This is a genomic window from Thermostichus sp. MS-CIW-36, assembly GCF_054059035.1.
The window spans coordinates 164,589-177,997 of the sequence record NZ_JBSSBR010000003.1 but is presented as its reverse complement, the minus strand read 5'-3'; the positions used below and the strand labels follow the sequence as shown (position 1 = coordinate 177,997).

The 13,409-nt window shown below is 58.8% G+C and carries 13 protein-coding genes; 10 read left to right on the top strand and 3 right to left on the bottom strand.

The annotated features are described in order from the left end of the window. Positions 1-955: 955 nt before the first annotated feature. From cobM to ACVWVQ_RS03050, 9 genes are all read left to right on the top strand, one after another. Complete coding sequence (gene cobM, locus ACVWVQ_RS03090) at positions 956-1,762, top strand: precorrin-4 C(11)-methyltransferase (RefSeq protein ID WP_457506808.1); 807 nt, start codon at positions 956-958, stop codon at positions 1,760-1,762. Positions 1,763-1,950: 188 nt separating this feature from the next. Further along, positions 1,951-4,032, top strand: coding sequence for a tetratricopeptide repeat protein (locus ACVWVQ_RS03085; RefSeq protein ID WP_457506807.1), 2,082 nt, complete (start codon positions 1,951-1,953; stop codon positions 4,030-4,032). Positions 4,033-4,082: 50 nt separating this feature from the next. Next, positions 4,083-4,910, top strand: a complete 828-nt coding sequence (locus tag ACVWVQ_RS03080; RefSeq protein ID WP_457506805.1) for a sulfurtransferase — start codon at positions 4,083-4,085, stop codon at positions 4,908-4,910. Next, a complete protein-coding gene (locus ACVWVQ_RS03075) occupies positions 4,907-6,085 on the top strand; it encodes an NAD(P)/FAD-dependent oxidoreductase (protein ID WP_457506803.1) in 1,179 nt (392 codons plus the stop codon). Before ACVWVQ_RS03080 ends, ACVWVQ_RS03075 begins: the two co-directional genes overlap by 4 nt. Before the next feature lie 167 nt (positions 6,086-6,252). Beyond that, positions 6,253-6,735: a Fe-S cluster assembly sulfur transfer protein SufU gene (gene sufU / locus ACVWVQ_RS03070; protein ID WP_414399405.1), complete on the top strand. Its 483-nt coding sequence runs from the start codon at positions 6,253-6,255 to the stop codon at positions 6,733-6,735. 98 nt (positions 6,736-6,833) lie between these two features. Next, positions 6,834-7,211 (top strand): response regulator, encoded by a 378-nt coding sequence (locus ACVWVQ_RS03065; RefSeq protein WP_414357168.1) that lies wholly within the window; start codon positions 6,834-6,836, stop codon positions 7,209-7,211. Continuing rightward, complete coding sequence (locus tag ACVWVQ_RS03060) at positions 7,208-7,585, top strand: response regulator (protein WP_414399406.1); 378 nt, start codon at positions 7,208-7,210, stop codon at positions 7,583-7,585. The genes ACVWVQ_RS03065 and ACVWVQ_RS03060 overlap by 4 nt, the downstream gene beginning before the upstream one ends. Positions 7,586-7,754: 169 nt before the next feature. After that, positions 7,755-7,961, top strand: a complete 207-nt coding sequence (locus ACVWVQ_RS03055) for a hypothetical protein (protein WP_011432020.1) — start codon at positions 7,755-7,757, stop codon at positions 7,959-7,961. A 40-nt stretch (positions 7,962-8,001) separates the two neighbouring features. Then, positions 8,002-8,229: a hypothetical protein gene (locus ACVWVQ_RS03050; protein WP_011432021.1), complete on the top strand. Its 228-nt coding sequence runs from the start codon at positions 8,002-8,004 to the stop codon at positions 8,227-8,229. A gap of 153 nt (positions 8,230-8,382) precedes the next feature. Here the strand turns inward: ACVWVQ_RS03050 and fba are convergent, their stop codons facing one another. Beyond that, positions 8,383-9,462 (bottom strand): class II fructose-bisphosphate aldolase, encoded by a 1,080-nt coding sequence (gene fba, locus ACVWVQ_RS03045; RefSeq protein WP_011432022.1) that lies wholly within the window; start codon positions 9,460-9,462, stop codon positions 8,383-8,385. A 407-nt stretch (positions 9,463-9,869) separates the two neighbouring features. On the opposite strand from fba, the gene ACVWVQ_RS03040 reads away from it, so the two are divergent. Next, positions 9,870-10,445, top strand: a complete 576-nt coding sequence (locus tag ACVWVQ_RS03040) for a hypothetical protein (RefSeq protein ID WP_457466757.1) — start codon at positions 9,870-9,872, stop codon at positions 10,443-10,445. Between the two features lie 36 nt (positions 10,446-10,481). On the opposite strand, the gene murI is transcribed toward ACVWVQ_RS03040, so the two are convergent. Together murI and ACVWVQ_RS03030 are read right to left on the bottom strand one after the other, a co-directional pair. Continuing rightward, positions 10,482-11,360 carry a glutamate racemase gene (gene murI, locus ACVWVQ_RS03035; protein WP_457466743.1) on the bottom strand — a complete coding sequence of 293 codons (879 nt, stop codon included), beginning with the start codon at positions 11,358-11,360 and terminating at the stop codon, positions 10,482-10,484. A gap of 176 nt (positions 11,361-11,536) precedes the next feature. Next, positions 11,537-13,330, bottom strand: coding sequence for an N-acetylmuramoyl-L-alanine amidase (locus ACVWVQ_RS03030; RefSeq protein ID WP_457466742.1), 1,794 nt, complete (start codon positions 13,328-13,330; stop codon positions 11,537-11,539). Positions 13,331-13,409 lie beyond the last annotated feature (79 nt).

The window sequence follows — 13,409 nt, the reverse complement described above, 5'->3', positions numbered from 1 at the left end:
GTGAAGACTTCTTTACTACTGATCAATCCATCCTCCTTCCGAAGTTGGTTTGCTAAGTGCTGCTATTGTACCCCTTGAGCCCTTAACAGGCTGTACCTTCAAGAAACCATGGCTCATCAATTTCAATGTCAATGAGTAAAACGAGTGATCTTTTTCCATCTCTAGATACCTGCATTGCGATATCAGGGGTATAGCACCGGACACTAGACTGCTCTATGCACCAGCACCAGTTGCCCATGCCGATTGCAGCTTGCCCATCAAAGGCTGGGGTAGCTCGGGTAGATTTGGCCTAACAGGGCGTTCCGGCATTCGAGGTAGTTCAGGTTCCGTTGGGCGCTCCGGCATCTGTGGCGGCTCCGGCTCCAGCGGACGGGCAGGCATCTGTGGCGGCTCAGGCTCCGGCGGGCAAGGTGGGAGATCTGGCCCCCTCAAGAGGAGAGCAATCGGCTGGGGTAAAACAACGTAGGGATAATAGTCTTTCCGAACGTACCTTAAGATCGAATACAAATGCCTACCTTGGACTTCCATGTTCTTAGCTTGAGCTTTCAGGTGAGCTTTCTAGAAGTCTCGCATTGCACTTCGTTGCGCTTTACCGAGAGATTTAGGTCTAAAGTCATTTTCTTGACCCTAACAGCTTTCAAGGCTGCCCTAGGGCTTTGCCAGAGGTTCAGAGTGATTAACCGCTTTGCTCGCGTCAGCGGGCTGTGGTCTCCAAACCCAGATGTCGGCATCGCCATTGAAGCGCAGTTCCAAAGTCTGTACTCTAAGCTGATTGATACTCTTCTTATTTGTCAAGACCTGTTTTTTGTCAAGACTTGTTTGTAAAGACTTTAGAAAAGGGATCTTCAAAAAAAGAGACCTTCGAATCCCCTCATGGACGGAGTGATTAGCTCTATCCTCTCTGAAGTGGTTCCCTGCTGCTAGGATGCACGCTGCTGGGGTAGGAAGAGACTGAATGAGCGAACAGACTGCGCCCTGTTGGCCTGTCCACATTGTCGGGGCTGGCCCCGGGGATCCGGAGCTGATTACCCTGCGGGGGCAAAGACTGCTGGCGGAAGCCGATGTAGTGTTCTACACAGGTTCTTTGGTGCCAGAGGGAGTGCTGGCCCATTGTCGCCCTGGGGTTGAGGCCATTGACACCCGCTCCTTCACGCTGGAAACGCTGCTGCCGCAAATTGTGGAACGGGTCAAGGCGGGGCGGCGGGTGGTGCGGCTGCAGGATGGGGATCCCTGCCTTTACGGCGCTCTGCACGAGCTGCTGATCCGGCTGGCGGAGGCAGGGATCCCTTTTGAGATCGTGCCGGGAGTCAGCGCCTTTCAATTGGCAGCCGCCCGTTTGCAGGTGGAGTTGACCATACCCAAGTTGGTACAGACGATTATCCTCACCCGCGCCAGCGGTCGCACCCAGGTACCGGAAGCAGAAGCCCTGGCCAGTCTGGCAGCCCACCGCGCCTCTTTGTGTCTATATCTGAGCGCCCGCCACGTAGAACAAGCGCAGGCAGATCTGCTGGCTCACTACCCCGCCGATACCCCGGTTGCCGTTTGTTATCGCTTGGGTTGGCCGGACGAACAGATCTGGCTGGGATCCCTGGCCGAGATGGCCGCCCTCACCCGGCAAGCCGGCTTAGAACGCACAGTGCTCTATCTCGTCAGCCCTGCCTTGAAAGGCTTGTCAAGCTCCAGATCTGCCCGCTCGCGGCTCTACAGCCCTGACCACACCCACCTTTTCCGTCGCAAAATGGGCCAGCAGCCCCGTTTGTAACAGGCTCTTTCAGTATATTGACGGACTCTGGCAGATTGAGCACAATGAGGCAGCAAGATGAGGTCAGAGGCCTGGACTTCTGGCGAGGGGGTACTCGTTTTTGCCGAGAGAAGTGGAGCCCTTTTGGATTGGAGTTGTTACAAGACCATTTTTTCACTCTCTAACTTAACTTTGCGAACTCTAACTTTATGGCTGACTCATCTGCTGCTCGCAGCGTGGAAACCCTGATCAAGGCTCTGCAGAAGGCCCTGGCCCCCCTGCCAACCCGTTCGGCCCTGAAGCAAGATGTCCTTTACCTCATGGTGGATCTCCCACGGCAGGGGATGTTTAGCCGCTCTATGGTGTTGCATCGAGTTGCCAGCCAATTGGGGGGCTTGCCTGTGCAGGGAGTTAGCCAACTGGTGGTGTACGGTCGGCTTCAGGGGGAAACACAGCCGCAGTGGAAAAAAGTCTTCTACTTGTCCTCTGGGGAAAGCAGTGCCGATGCCACGCAGATTGTATTACCGGGCACCAAGATTTCTGAGATCAAGGTGCTGGAGGCCCAAAAACCTGTTGTGGATCCCGACGGCAAATCCGATTTTCGCAAAGTTAAAACCCTAGAGGCGCCGGTTCCCAAAATTCAGAAAGAGCGCCGGCCAGAACCGGCTTTAAGCCAGCCCTCGGTTGCTCACGCCCCTTCCCAGACCGAGATCCCGACCCCTCTGCCTACAACTGCTCGCCCCAGTTCTCCTATCGACGTTCCGGCCAACTTTCCGACACTTGATCAATGGTTGCACAGGCCTGCTCTAAGGCCCTTCTTGGGGGGAGCTCTGGCTTTGTCTCTCCTGCTGGGGGCTGGGTTGGTGGTGCGCTCTTTTGGGCGAGCCGATGTTCCTGCCCGAGCCAGATCGCTGGGGCTGGGGATCCCGCTGTTGATCTTGGCCGCAGGGGGGGGCTGGCTGGGTTGGCAAGGCCGGCGTGCCATCAACACCTTTGAGCGGGAGGGATCCCAGGATCCCTTTACAGAAGGGCTGTCCTTTTTACAGGCCAATCCAATTCCTGAGGCAGTGGAGCGGTTTCAGGAGGCTGTGCGGCGACAGCCAGATCACGTAGAGGCCCACATTGAACTGGCCCATCTGTTGGCAAAAACCAACCGACTGCAGGAGGCATTGAGCCACTACCAACAGGCCAAACACCTGAACCCGAACTGGAGCGGCATCAACACCCACCTGGTGGAAACTCTGAAGGCTCTAGCACGGCAGTGGCTGGCCCAGCATCAGCCGGATGAAGTTCTGGCCCACTTACCCGAAGCATTCCCCCTCACCCAGGGATCCGCCCAAGCTGAGATCTATAGCCTGCTCGGCCAAGCCTGGGCAGAGAAGGGCAACTGGGCAGAAGCGTTAGCTCAGCAACAAAAGGCCCTGGGGCTGGATCCCCACTTCAGCGAGGCTCATCTCTGCATTGCTCAAGTTCGCCTCAAGCTGGGGCAATGGGACGAGGCCATCGATTCCTGTTGGGCTGCTTTGGAGTTGAATGATCGCCTGGGCCTGGGCCACGCCGTGATGGGACAAGCGCTGATGCGCAAAGGACAGCTAAAAGCGGCAATAGCAGCCTTCCGAACTGCTCTCAACCTGGATCTCGCTCCTGAGTTGGCAGCCGCTGTGCGGGTGGATCTGGGTTTGGCAATGGTACATGCAGGCCATCTGGCTCAAGCCAGCCAAGAGTTCAGCCAGGTGGTCTTCAATGGTCAGTTCAAAAGACAGCAGGCTCGCGCCTACTACGGTTTGGGTCTGGTGTTGGCAGGCCAAGAGCAATACAGCGAAGCCATCAAGAACTACCGGCGGGCTTTGGAGCTGGCCCCCGATCTGCACGCAGCGATGGCCGCCACTGGCCTAGCCTACTTGGGGCCCAAACAACGGGATGCCTCTGGGCGCAAGTTCATCCAGCCCCAACAGTTGCAGCAGGCTATGCAGCAGTTTGAACAGGCCCTCCAAGGAGATTCAGAGTTGCCGGAAGCTCACTTTGGCCTGGGCGAAGTGGCGCGCATCAAGGGGGATCTAACCTCGGCGGAGGCCAGCTATCGACGGGCCATTCGCAGCAATGGCAGCTATGGAGCAGCTCACTATCGTCTGGGATCCATCCTTGCCCGCCAAGGCAAGCTGGAGCAGGCCATTGAACACTTTCGCTCGGCTTTGGAAATCGCTCCCAACTTCTCCGAAGCCAGAGTGAGCCTGCAACGGCTTCTCTCCAAGCAAACGGAAGAAGCGCATACCGACCTACTCCCCCTGTAGAGGTGGGATAGGATCTTGCGGTTGAGGTTCTTTCAATCCAAGCTCAACCCATGACACCAACGCCAGGTTGGGTGGTCAGCCCTGCAGCCGCCAGCCAGCTCATCGAACAAGGGGCAACGCTTCTGGATGCACGCAGTGCGGAATTGCAAGCCGACGGGATCCTCAAGGGTTCAATTCCGGTGAACTGGACGGAGTTTACTCAACCAGAGGCTGCAAACAGCGGCAAGCTGTTGGCAGATGATGCCCTTCTCACCGAAAAGCTGCAGGGCCTTGGCGTGTTTCAGGGGCGTCCGGTGGTGGTGGTGGCCGATCCGCTGCGGGGCTGGGGAGAAGATGGCCGAATGGTTTGGATGTTGCGCAGCTTGGGTCATCCCCAGGCGGTTATGGTGGATGGGGGCTATCCGGCCCTGGTGAATGAGGGAGTGCCGACCACAGCCCGACAAAGCGCCGACGAACTGCAACGGGGCGACTTTGTAGTGCAGCGAACCGACCGGTGGGAGATCGACCGGGACACCCTGCGGGCCAGCCTTGGCTCCAACCGTGTGGCCATCCTCGACAGTCGCGAAGCCCAAGAATACGAGGGAGCCACCCCCTATGGTGAGGCGCGCGGTGGGCACATCCCCGGCGCTGTGCATCTCTACTACAAGGAGCTGATGGATGCGGCGGGATCCCTATTGCCGCCCGATGAAATTCACGCCCGCCTGCAAAAAGCCGGGATCCCTCCAGAAGCCGAGATCATTGCCTACTGCACAGCTGGGGTTCGCTCCGCTTGGGTCACGGTGGTTTTAACCCATTTGGGCCGGCAGGCCAAAAGCTATTCCGGTTCCATCCTGGAATGGGCGGCCGGGGATCCCCAGCGGTTCCCGCTCCAGCCATGAGGGGATCCCTGCCCACCGTAATCTTGGCCGGATGTGGCTATGGAGCCATCGACGCCTTGCGGGCGCTCAAAGGGCAGGCACGGGTGATCGCCATCAACCCCTATCCCTACAGTGTTAATTCAGGCATGTCCACGCGGCTGCTGAGTGGTCGGTTTTCTCTGGAGCTGGTGCGGATCCCTTTGCTGGAGCATATTCAAGCCAACGGCGCCCAGTTTTTGCCGGGGCGAGTCACCCACATCCAACCCGAAGCTCGAACCCTGACCCTGGAGAGTGAAGTCGGGATCCAAACTCTTGCCTACGACTATCTGTTGGTGAATGTGGGCCGGGAGTTGCGCCCCATCGATGGGATCCAACATGCCTTTACCATTCGACCGGCAGAACAATTGGTGGCCGCCCAAACCTGGATCCGGCAGTGCTGGCAACGGGCAGCCCAGGGGGATCGGACGCCGGGCCTGCTGACCTTTGTGGTGGCGGGAGGAGGCTGTACCGGCACAGAGCTGATGGGGGAACTCTACGATCTTTGTCGGCAGATGAGCGCAAAAACAGGGATCCCCTCGGCTCAAGCCCGGCTGATCTTGATCCATCGCCAGGCCCATCTGGTCGAGGGCTTCTCGGAACCCTTCCGCCGGGCGGTGGAAAGGGAAATCCGCCGTCTGGGGGTGGAAATCTGGGCCGGATGTCAGGTGAAAGCCTTTGGGCCGGAGCAGGTGTGGCTCTCGGATGGCACCGAGTTGATGGCTCAGACTCGCCTGTGGGCAGGTGGCTTCCAGGCGCCGGCCTGGTTGAGCACCTGCGGCTTGCCGACAGGGCCGACGGGATCCCTGCTTGTGGATCAATACCTGCGGGTGCAAGGCTCAGAGCACATCTTGGCGGTGGGGGACTGCGCCGACTTTGTTTGGGGATCCCGCCTCTTGCCCAAGATCGGCGTGTACGCGGTGCGCCAGGGGCCGATTGCAGCCCAAAACCTACTGCGGCTCATCCGCGGCCAACCTCTGATCCCCTACCGACCGCAGGCCACGGTTTTTGTTTGTGTAACGGTGGGGAACCGCGTTGCTGTTGCTGAGAAAGGCGAGCTGGTCTGGCGCGGCTATGCAGCCACGGTGCTGAAGAACTTTTTTGATTGGCTGTACATGCGCAAACTCAAGCCCCTGCGCTGGCAGGAGTTTTTCTACTGACTCGAGCTCTACCAAGAACGGGGTTAAGATCAAAACCAGATGGGCCAGGTCGGGCTCGCTTCCCAAATCCTGAATATCTGAGAACTATGGCTACTCCCGGCGGCAATGGGCTATGAGCGGATCGACTTTTGCCGACCGGCCAGAGCAGCGACCAACCAGGAGCAACAATGCCTCTAGATAACCTGCGCGGACTCTATCAGCAAGTCATTCTGGAGCGGTACAAAAAGCCCCACAACTTCGGCAGAGTGGATCCCGTCCACCGCCACCAGCGCGGCCACAACCCCTCCTGCGGCGACACCATCGACCTCACCTTGCAACTGGATCCCAGCCAGGAGCGGATTGTCGATATCAAATTCGAGGGGGCAGGCTGTGCCATTGCCCTGGCCTCTGCCGATCTCATGGCGGATGCGGTGCGGGGGCGCACCATCCCCGAAGCTCTGCAGTTGGTGGAGCGTTTCCAAGCCATGATGCGCGGTGGCGAAGAGTTCCCGCGGGAGCAACGGGCTTTGAACGCCATGAAAGGGGTAGCCCAATTCCCGGTACGCATCAAATGCGCCAACCTGGCCTGGCATGCACTCAAATACGCGCTGGAATCCCCCGAACCCCAGGCTGATGGGTCGGCTTTTGTGAGCAACGAAAACACCGACTAACTTTCCCCAGTTTTACCCTTCTCCCTCGCTACCCTGGGCAAAAGCCTTTCAAGGCTTGCGCAGATTGTTGGTTTCCCAGCTCTGCCCAGGAGCAAACGATGTCGCAGCAGGTGTTGATCGTTGAGGATGATCCCAGTCTTGCTTATGTTCTCAGCCTGTTGCTGGAGCGAGAGAATACAGAGTTTGTGGTGGTTGCTTCGGTTCCCGGTGCCATCAGTCACTGCCAAGCCTCACGACCGGATCTCATCATTCTGGATTTGGAACTGGTTGGCGACGAGGGGTTTGCCCTGCTGGATTGGCTGAACAGGAATCCTCCCGCCAAGCCCATTCCCGTCTTGATCTACACAGCCCGCGATGTGGAGCACCCAGAGCGTATCCGCTGGCAATCTCAAGTTACCGAAATCTACGTCAAAGGGCGCATCAGTCCGACAGAACTCCAAGAACGGGTACACCAACTCTTGGCTGAAACAACATGACCCATCGTCTGCTGATCATCGACGACGAACCCGATATTTGGGAAATGACCCAACTGATCCTGGAAAACTTGGTCGGCTGGCAGATCTTAACGGCGGGATCCGGCCCAGAAGGGATCCAAATCGCTATCCGAGAGCAACCCGAGGCCATCCTGCTGGATGTGACGATGCCGGGGATGGATGGCCCCACCACCTTGGCCCATTTACGAGCTTTGCCGGAAACCCAAAGGATCCCCGTGATCCTTCTAACCGCCAAAGTCCGGGATCCCCAGGATGCCTCTCTTGCTCAGCTTGGAGCCAATGGCTTCATCAGCAAACCCTTCAACGCGGCCACCCTGGCTGCGGACATCTGTGCTCTGCTGGGCTGGGATCCCTGACTCAACCCTGAACCCGCCCCAAAAACCCCTGGGATCCCACCGATATCCGCCAAATCGCGTAGAAGAAACGTACAAATTGCCTACGCAAATCCTCGATGTTTCTCTGTACTTCCACTGATCTCGAGGCTATGATAGGGGCGTGAACGTTAGAAATACGGAGGAAACACAGATGCAAGTCAGTGAAGATCTAACCCTGGACTACCGTACTTACCGCATAGCAGCCCTATTGAGCGAGAGCTTCTCTTTGGGAGCACTGCTGGGAGTATCCCTCAAGTGGCAGAACGATGTCTCCTCCGTGAATGAGCCGCGGCCCAGGGCTTCCCATCTTTCCCTGCAGGACATCGAGCAGCGCTACCTCACCTCTTGGCAAAGATAGTCTTCTCCCTTCAAAAACCATCTCTCAAACAGAACCAGACATGAATACAAGTCTTGACTCTGTTACTCTGCCCTCCAGCATCCAAGAAATCGTGGAGCAGGTGTTCCGCAGCAGCTTCCTCAGCTTGGGCCAAGAGAACCGCATCAATGAGCTGCTCTTTCAGCGGCGCTACTCTGAGGCTGACCTGGAACTGTTGGACTGCCTAAGCTTGGCGTTGCTGAACCATCAAATTGAGACGGAAAAACGTTCTGCGGCAAAAGCTGCCTGACACCCAAAACGCATCAAGTTCCTCCAAAGCAAAAGGGGATCCCAGCTGGATCCCCTTATTTGTCCAATCTGAGTCCAGTGACCTAGCTGATCTCCAAGGAAAACCCTGGAAGCGCCCCGGCAAGCATTCCAGAGTTCTTGCAGGATGTGGGGACTAGACCGCAACGGTCTTCTTCACCTGAGCCGCCAAAGCTCCAGAAGCATACTTGGCTGCCATCTCATCCAAGGTAACCACCGGAACTTTGGTGCCATGGCCAGCACAGCCGAAGGCAATGTAGCGCTCAGCACAGACTTTTTGCATTTCCTTGATGGAAGGCTTGAGGAAGTGGCGGGGGTCAAACTCTTTCGGATTCTCGGCCAGGGCGCGACGCACGGCAGCCGTGATGGCCAGGCGGTTGTCGGTGTCGATGTTCACTTTGCGCACCCCATTTTGGATGCCCCGCTGAATTTCTTCCAGCGGCACACCGTAGGTCTCGGGAATGGAGCCGCCGTATTCGTTGATGATGTCGATCAGCTCCTTGGGCACGGAGGAGGAACCGTGCATCACCAGGTGAGTGTTGGGCAGGCGGCGGTGGATCTCGGCGATGCGCTCCATGTCCAGAATGTCGCCGGTGGGCTTACGGGAGAACTTGTAGGCGCCGTGGCTGGTACCAATGGCTACGGCCAGCGCATCCACCTGAGTTCGCTCCACAAAGTCCACCGCTTGGTCGGGGTCGGTGAGGAGTTGGTCATGGCTGAGCGCCTCTTCCGCACCGTGGCCATCTTCCGCTTCCCCACGGCCCGTCTCCAGGGATCCCAGGCAGCCCAGTTCCCCTTCCACACTCACCCCGATTGCATGAGCCACTTTCACCACCTCGGAGGTAACGGCCACGTTGTACTCGTAGCTGGCCGGGGTCTTGGCATCTTCCTTGAGGGATCCATCCATCATGACGCTGGTGAAGCCATTGCGGATGGCGGAATAGCAGGTAGCCGGGCTGTTGCCGTGGTCTTGGTGCATGGCGACGGGGATGTGGGGGTAGGTCTCCACTGCCGCCAGGATCAGGTGCCGCAGAAAGTTCTCGCCCGCATACTTGCGTGCCCCTCGAGAGGCTTGCAGGATAACGGGGCTGTTGGTTTCATGGGCTGCCTGCATGATTGCTTGGATCTGCTCCATGTTGTTGACGTTGAAGGCAGGAATGCCGTAGCCATGTTCGGCGGCATGATCCAGCAGCGTCCGCATTGCAACGAGAGCCATCGGTTACCTCCTGAGGTGCTGACCTAGTGCGTATGAGATTTGCTTACCGTTGATCTTAAGATACTTTTTACGTTTTGGCGGATAAGCCGCCGGGGATCTGCGCATCTTGCCGAGGGATCCTTGCAGCTATTGGCCGTGATGCTCGCGCTCAGGCGCAACAGGCGCACCGACATCTTCAGATACAGTGGGGAGGGGCAAGACTGTTGGGCGCTTGCATCGAGGATGGTTCTGCCCATGCCCGCCTAATTGATCTCTTACCTCAATTGATCTCTTTCAGTTTTGTGTTGTTCGCCCGGAGGAATGGGAACGTGCGTTGCGATCGCTGGCCGGTCTTGGGTGCAAAGCCAACAAGGGCTCTGTCCTGCTGGGGCAAAAGGCTGCGCTGGGTGCGAGGAACCGGTTTGGCAATGGCCTGCTGGGCAGTGGCGGGCCTTCGGTCGGCAGCTTGGGGGATCCCTGGGCAATCTCCGGATCAAGCGGCAGCCTGGGTGAGGGACAATCCTGTGCTGCGGCCCCGTCCGGGCGAAACCCTGAACATCAACCGAGTGGAGCCAGATGGATCCCGCTTTACGTTCTTGGCTTCGGTGGCTCCGCCGGGACGGATCATCAACCCGCTGGATCGGGAGACGATTCGCTCGGAACGGATGACGTTCTTTCGCCCCCAAGGACTGACAGCAGAGGATCTCTTTCAAGCCATTCGCGATGTCTATGGGCCGGAGATCGCCGCCGATCTGGATCAGGCAGTGGAGGTGATTCGCTACCCATCCCCAGAAGCTCTGGCAGGCAGTCCGGGCTATACCTTGGCCCTTGCCATCCAAGGGGTGGTGCTGCGGGGAAACCAATTTGTGTACTGGCTGGAGCTGACGCAAAACCCCGATGGCCGTGTACAGCAGGGGCAGGTGTGGGTGTTCCAAGAGGAATGGCTACCCAAGGTGGAAGGGGAGTTGGCGGAACGTTTCCCCTTGCAGGTGATGACCCGTTGAGGGGCCCCCAATCTTTATCCCCGAGGAGAAGGGCGCTCAGGGGCGGAGGGAGTTGCTGACATCCAAAGCCGGCAATTCCACCCGCTCCACCTGGGGCCGAAAGCCCAACCAAGGGGCGGCCAACTGGGCAAACCGCTCTGGATCCCCGCTCACACAGAAACGGTGGGGTTCCTCCTGGGCAGCGGTCGAGGGGCGGCGCAAGCCCCACAAGCTCAATTCGCGGGCCAGGGATCCCACCAGCGCCATCCCTGGATCTACCCGTTTGACCGAGGACGGCAGCAAAGGCTTCAGGATTGGATCCAGCAGGGGGTAGTGAGTACAGCCATAGACAAGAGTATCGATCCCCTGTTGCAACAGCGGTTGCAGGTAGCGTTCAGCCGCCTGTCGCAGAGCAGGGCTATCCAGCCATCCGGCTTCAATGAGAGGGACGAACTCAGGGCAGGCCTGCTCCCAACAGTAAACGGGGTACGGAAAACGTTTGGGATCCAGAGCGCTGTACTCTTGAATGGCTCTTGAGTAAGCGCGACTCTTGACCGTGGCCACCGTGGCGAGCACCCCAATGCGGGATCCTTGGGCCAGTGCTGCCTGGGCGCCGGGCAGGATCAACCCCAGAACGGGCAGGGCAAACTCCTGCCGCACGTGGTCCAGAGCCAAGGCCGAGCTGGTATTGCAGGCCATCACCACCAGCTTCACCGGCTGCGCCTGCATCCATGTCAGAATTTGCCGCACAAAGGCCAGGATCTCCTCTGGCGAGCGTTCCCCATAGGGCAACCGCGCTGTGTCGCCGAAGTAGATGAGCCGTTCCTGGGGGAGTCGGCGGCGTAAGGCTCGCCAAACCGTCAGCCCGCCCAAGCCGCTGTCAAACACCCCAATTGGCCAACTGGGATCTGGCTCTGATTTCCACTCCCACTGCATGCTCCATTCTCCTCAACACCTTGGCCTAAGCTGCTGTATCCTACCCTGCTTTCGAGAATCTCGGCGACAGATTTCCTGCCTTCCCTCTGAGATCAACTGGGCCAACTGGATCGTCAATTCGATCAGTTAAGGATCAATTGAGAGATCCGATAGACATGAACAAGCTCAGCCAACGGCTAGCGGCTGCGCAAGAAGGTCTCAATACCATCGGCAATAGCCCGCGCCAAAATAGCCTGATATTCGGCAGTAGCCAATTTTCGCCCTTCGGTTGGGTTGGTTACATATCCCAACTCCAGCAGCACGGAGGGCATACCCACAGGTGTTTCCCGCACCATAAAAAAGCGGGCCCGTCTCACCCCCCGGTCAGCAGCGCCGGTAGCCCTGACCAAGCTGCGGTGTAAGATGGCGGCCAGCTCGGCGCTATCGGGTCGCAGGTAATAGGTCTCGATGCCGTGAATGCCGGAGCGATCCAGGGCGTTGGCATGAATGCTCACCAGGAGGGCAGCGTTGGCCTGAACGGCCATATCCACCCGCGGTTGCAGCAGCACTTCCCGGTCATCGGTGCGGGTCATCACCACCCCGTACCCCCGCTCCTGCAACAGTCGTCGTACCTGGTGGGAAATAGAGAGCACGATGTCCTTCTCCTGGATCCCATCCACCCCGATGGCACCGGGATCCCGTCCCCCGTGGCCGGGGTCGATGGCAATGACCGTCCGGTTCAGAGATTGGGGGGTGGAAGGGGAGGCAGGGCCGGGCGTCTGCGGCTGAGGTATTGGTGGAGGAGCATTCAGAGGTCGCAGCTCCAAGGTAATGCGGCGGGATCCCTGGCCGGGGTTGGGCTCGAAGACATTGAACTCCTCGGCGGGCTGCACCAGAATGCTGACCGTGCGGGCATCTTCCTGGACAAAGCGGATCCGCTCCACCGGCCCTCCAACCGGCAAGCCGGGATCCGGCATAGACTGGGGCAGGCGAGCGGGCGCCACGTTGATGCGGTAGCCACCACTCTCGGGATCCCAGCCGGCCCGGTAGAACATGAATCCATCGGCGCTGATGATCAACCGGTTGCCCTGGAGCTGAACCGATTGCAACGTGGCCAGCGGCCCACTGCTGTTGACAGAGCTGACCTCGGGCAAAAGGCTGGCCTGGGCAGCACCGCCGGCAGGCTGGATCCAGATCCCACCTCGCTGTGGGTCGTAGCGGGCTTCCCAGTCGCCACCGGAGGAATCCACATCCAGCACTACCCGAGCAACGGTGGGCTCAAACTGCCCGATACGCAGCCGCGAAACCCCCAGACGGTTGATGACATAAGCTCGCTGGGTGAGGGCAGGGCTGAGGGTGGTGTTGAGAAAATCCACCACTACCCGATCCGGATCGAGGATGCGCCGCACCGTAGTGGAGGGGCTGCCTTGGGTACGGATAAAAAAGCCTTCTGCTTGCGGGGATACCTCTAAAATTTGATGGCCGGAGCGGGAGACAGGCAGGGGTGGGGGGGATCCGACAGCTTGGCTCTGGGGCAGTGGGATGGGAGCTGATGAGCCGGCAGATGAGGGGGGAAACAGCGGCGAAGGGGGAGCGGCCTGGGTGAATTGAACGGCCCAGCGGGAGGGGCCGGCGGTGAGCAGTTGCAGGTGGTTAAGGCTGAGGGGCTGATCCGGCTGCAGATAGAGCACAAAACGGGTGATGGTATCCGTAAGCTGGCTAATCTGCACAGAGGCGACACGGCCTGCAAAGGTCTGGGTCTGGGGCTCCCGTCCGAAGCGGGTGTTGGGAAAATCCAGCACCACTCTGGGGGGGTTTTGCAGAACAAACAGGAAAGGCCGCACCTCTCCCTGTGTATTGACTTCCAGCCGCCCCTGCTGAGGGTCGTAGTGCCAGCGGTCGATGCGAGATAACCCTGGGATTGTGGTCGTCTGGGCCTGGACAGAGGGAGGGGGAAACAGTCCTGCTCCCGCCAAGCTCAACAGCAGCATCGCCCCCCATATCCGCCTTGACCTCGGCTTGCCGAATTCAGGCATGACCTTCCATCCACTCCCCACACCTGCTGCCCTC

Bases quoted from the DNA above. Each gene is read 5' to 3' on its own strand.
- cobM (WP_457506808.1), top strand. From the start codon at position 956: ATGAGCGAACAGACTGCGCCCTGTTGGCCTGTCCACATTGTCGGGGCT.
- ACVWVQ_RS03085 (WP_457506807.1), top strand. From the start codon at position 1,951: ATGGCTGACTCATCTGCTGCTCGCAGCGTGGAAACCCTGATCAAGGCT.
- ACVWVQ_RS03080 (WP_457506805.1), top strand. From the start codon at position 4,083: ATGACACCAACGCCAGGTTGGGTGGTCAGCCCTGCAGCCGCCAGCCAG.
- ACVWVQ_RS03075 (WP_457506803.1), top strand. From the start codon at position 4,907: ATGAGGGGATCCCTGCCCACCGTAATCTTGGCCGGATGTGGCTATGGA.
- sufU (WP_414399405.1), top strand. From the start codon at position 6,253: ATGCCTCTAGATAACCTGCGCGGACTCTATCAGCAAGTCATTCTGGAG.
- ACVWVQ_RS03065 (WP_414357168.1), top strand. From the start codon at position 6,834: ATGTCGCAGCAGGTGTTGATCGTTGAGGATGATCCCAGTCTTGCTTAT.
- ACVWVQ_RS03060 (WP_414399406.1), top strand. From the start codon at position 7,208: ATGACCCATCGTCTGCTGATCATCGACGACGAACCCGATATTTGGGAA.
- ACVWVQ_RS03055 (WP_011432020.1), top strand. From the start codon at position 7,755: ATGCAAGTCAGTGAAGATCTAACCCTGGACTACCGTACTTACCGCATA.
- ACVWVQ_RS03050 (WP_011432021.1), top strand. From the start codon at position 8,002: ATGAATACAAGTCTTGACTCTGTTACTCTGCCCTCCAGCATCCAAGAA.
- fba (WP_011432022.1), bottom strand. From the start codon at position 9,462: ATGGCTCTCGTTGCAATGCGGACGCTGCTGGATCATGCCGCCGAACAT.
- ACVWVQ_RS03040 (WP_457466757.1), top strand. From the start codon at position 9,870: ATGGCCTGCTGGGCAGTGGCGGGCCTTCGGTCGGCAGCTTGGGGGATC.
- murI (WP_457466743.1), bottom strand. From the start codon at position 11,360: ATGCAGTGGGAGTGGAAATCAGAGCCAGATCCCAGTTGGCCAATTGGG.
- ACVWVQ_RS03030 (WP_457466742.1), bottom strand. From the start codon at position 13,330: ATGCTGCTGTTGAGCTTGGCGGGAGCAGGACTGTTTCCCCCTCCCTCT.